Annotated in this window: 2 protein-coding genes and 1 pseudogene; all 3 read right to left on the bottom strand. The window is 57.6% G+C overall.

Translation table 11 applies throughout. The features are described 5' to 3' along the window. Positions 1 to 223, bottom strand: a pseudogene (locus tag GQ57_RS44570) (RHS repeat-associated core domain-containing protein); the annotation flags it as partial. Positions 224 to 243: 20 nt separating this feature from the next. Then, positions 244 to 795, bottom strand: a complete 552-nt coding sequence (locus GQ57_RS42875) for a hypothetical protein (protein WP_152603483.1) — start codon at positions 793 to 795, stop codon at positions 244 to 246. Then, positions 792 to 3,382: RHS repeat-associated core domain-containing protein (locus GQ57_RS37835; protein WP_160257593.1), on the bottom strand; the 2,591-nt coding region annotated here is incomplete at its 5' end. The genes GQ57_RS37835 and GQ57_RS42875, both read right to left, overlap by 4 nt.

Below are 3,382 nucleotides of genomic sequence, written 5' to 3'. Positions count from 1 at the left end.
ATCCAGCCCTCTTCAGGTCCCTGTACTTTCCGACGTCTCCTTCACCGGGAAGCAACGACGGGCAACAACATCGTGTGAGCCCAGTGGGATCAGTCCACTGAACGGGGTTGGGCACGTACTGATACAGATTCAGGCCACCAGCCAGTCCGATCGGGTCCTTGCAGATGAACCGTCCAGAGTTTGGATCGTAGTACCTGTATCGGTTATAGTGCAGCCCCGTCTCGCGAACGGACTATAACAACATTAAACCAGAAACAGCCTCCTAGCTCTTCCATACTCATTGCTTACAATGTCGCAAGATGCCGTGTAAAAGGATTTTTTCACACCGATCACTATTGACGAGTCGTCTATTGACGTCTTTTTATTATTCCTATCCACCCCCAACCCTAGAGCAGATTGAATTGCATCACCGTTTTCCGTTGCCCATATAACAGCGAGCTTCTTTGAACTCACTACAACCCTCCCTATCAAAGCGGAATCTTGCCTTCTCTCGATCTCTGCAAATTTCAATACTGCGGCCAATTCATCAACACCTTCGTTAAGCCACGCTCGAACCAAGCGCAATCCCACTCCATCGTCGATGATATAGGCCACTCCCGGCCCATTCAATTCCCATAACAGCCCATTCACGTCGCCAATCTCGATCTCTATTCCCTCTGCCAACTCATTTTCATCGAACAATGCACATACTCTGTCATAGTCGTCAGTGTCTATCCCTCCCCAACGATAGGCAAGTTCCGCATCAATGATGAGCAGAGGACCGCCTTCAGCGCCAACATATCCGATTATTTTCATTGATCAAGCCCCAATAATTTCTTCATCCGCTTTGAATATGCAGCCATTGCCGCACCCTGCCGTCGCTGTGCACGAGGCGTTGCCGGACAGCCGCAATCCAACCGTGCGCCATAAGCTTTACGCTCTGCCGGAGTCATGTTGTAACCGGGAAGTCCGCCTTGTCCATCTCCCTCATAGTAGTGCTGAACTAGAGGCGGATCATGATCAAACTCCATTCCCTGCGGTACCGATGCCTGTTGAGCGGCTGTCGGAGTTGAGCCGTACATTCCTCGCGAATACGGCTGCGATGGAAACAACTCAAGCTGATACGGTTCACTACCTTGCGGCAATGGATCGAGCCCTAACGGATCTACCCTCCCGATCGGGTTGTTGGACACGTACTGGAATACGTTGATGCCACCAGCCAGCCCGATCGGATCCTTGCAGATGAACCGTCCAGAGTTTGGATCGTAGTACCTATGTCGGTTATAGTGCAGCCCCGTCTCATGGTCGAAGTACTGCCCCTGGAAGCGGATCGGGTTACGGATACCTGCCTTGCGGGCCGCCTCGCTGATGACCTCCTTCGCCTCACCCCACGCCTTGTAACGTGCCGACCAAGCGACTTGGCCTGCCTCGTCCGTCACTTCCTGTGGCGTACCGATCTGGTCACACTGGTAATAGCCAATCTGCGTGAACGCCGCTGGCTTGTTCGTGCGGCTCCACAACGGGTCACGGTCAATGTCGTAATGCTCATCGTATTCCGGCTGCTCGTGCAGTTCAATCCAGCCTCCGTGAGCTGCTTGCGCCAGCGGAACGAAGCTATCCGGCTCGTACACGTAGTGCGTAGTGCGGCCGCTGCTGTCGGCATGCTCGCCCGTGCCACTCTCCCACGCAAGTCTGTCTCCATCCCAGCCGTACAGCGTCAGGCCGTACCCGTACTCCGCATTCAGCCGTGCCGTCTCGGCTTCCCGATAGCCACTGCCGTCATGTGAGCTCTGCCGGACCCACGCATTCGACTTCTTCGCCACACGTCGACCCAATGCGTCGTACCAGTAGCTAACGGTCACCTTGCCGTTACTGAACTTGACGAGTCGATCCAGTCCGTCCCATTCGTACGCCGCGTGCTCGCCATTACGGCGACGTTCCGTCAGGTTGCCGTATTCGTTCCAGGTATAGTGCGTCCCAGCATACTCGCGCAGCAGGTTGTCCAGCAGTGTCGGGCGCCCCTGGATTCGACTCGAATACCCAGGTGTGTTTTGATCGGGTGATTCGAAGCGCCGCGTCTGCGCGTCGTCCAGCAGGTTGCCCGCAGGATCGAACGCGAAGGCTTCTTCGCCTAGCATGCCGGTAGCCGCCACCAGTCGCCCGACCGGGTCGTAACGGTAGGTCCGCATCCCGTTCTGCGTATCCTCGATGCGCTCCAACTGGCCAGCTCGGTCGTAGGTATAGCTGCGTTGCACCAGCAGTTTGCCGCCCTGCGTTTCGCTCCGGCTTGCCAGCTTCTGTTGTTGCAACCGGCCCGCGGCGTCGTACTGTTGCGTCTGTGTCAGGCCATTGCCCTGCACCCGCTCGATTTCTCGATGCAGGTCATCGCGCTCGATCTGGACGAGTTCCGTATCGTCCAGCATCATGCCGTGCACGTGGCCGCTACCATAGGTGAGCAAGCCCACCCGGTGGCCGTCCGGTCGAATCGTGGCAACCCGTTGATTCAACACGTCGTATTCGTGCCGCCAGACCGCGACCCGTTTATTCTTCAGGAAGCTGAAATGCTGGTGCTCTCGCGTGACGTTGCCCGCGTCATCGTAAAACCATTGCAGCCGACTGGTGGGGTTTTCCGCCAGAATCATCTGCCCGTTGCCGTTGTACGCGAAGCGCTCACGCTCGCCGTACTTCCACTGGCTTGTGCCTTGGTCCCATTGACCCGTCTGGCGCGCGATCAGTCGGCCGACAGCATCGAATTCGACCGCCGTTATCCGGTGCCCCGTCTCTCCGCTGAGCACATCCGTCAACACGCCGGATGACGGATCGTATCGATAACGCGTCGCCTTGCCATCAAAGCCCGTTTCGGCCAGCAGCCGGCCCACTGGATCGTACCCAAACGACGTCTCCCGACCGTTTTCGTTGCGCAACGACTCCAGCCGCCCCAGCTTGTCCCATCGATAACCCAGCGATTCCCCGTTGGCATCCTTACGGCTGGCAATCAGCCCGGCACGCGTATAGGTCCACTCCGTGCGCCGGCGCAGCCCGTCAACGTGCGCCAACAGTCGCCCTTCCGCATCGCGCTCGTATTGCTCTGTCACCCCATCGGGCCGCGTCACGTCAACCAGTTGGCCCGCCTCGTAGCGATAGCTCGTGGCCTGCCCTGCCGCATCGGTAAACCGCTCCAGCTGACCTCGCGCGTTGTACTGCCAACGACTGGTCTTGCCCGAGCAGTCGGCATAGGACGTCAACTGGCCAGTCGCACTGTACGAGAGTTGTTTTTTGCCGCCCTTCGCGTCGATGATTTCCACCGGCTGGCCGAGCGCGTTGTTGGTGTATTCGGTTTTGTTGCCCAGCGGATCGATTTCTTCGATCAGGTGATCTTTCGCGTTGTAGTCGCGCAGCCACA

It is taken from the genome of Burkholderia sp. MSh2 (genome assembly GCF_000731655.1).
Classification (GTDB): Bacteria; Pseudomonadota; Gammaproteobacteria; order Burkholderiales; family Burkholderiaceae; genus Burkholderia; species Burkholderia paludis.
Note: the sequence above shows the minus strand (reverse complement) of the source record. Positions and strands in the feature narration are given on the sequence as shown.

What these genes read in the sequence shown, in the direction of transcription:
- GQ57_RS42875 (WP_152603483.1), bottom strand. Translation starts at nt 795, where the DNA reads ATGAAAATAATCGGATATGTTGGCGCTGAAGGCGGTCCTCTGCTCATC.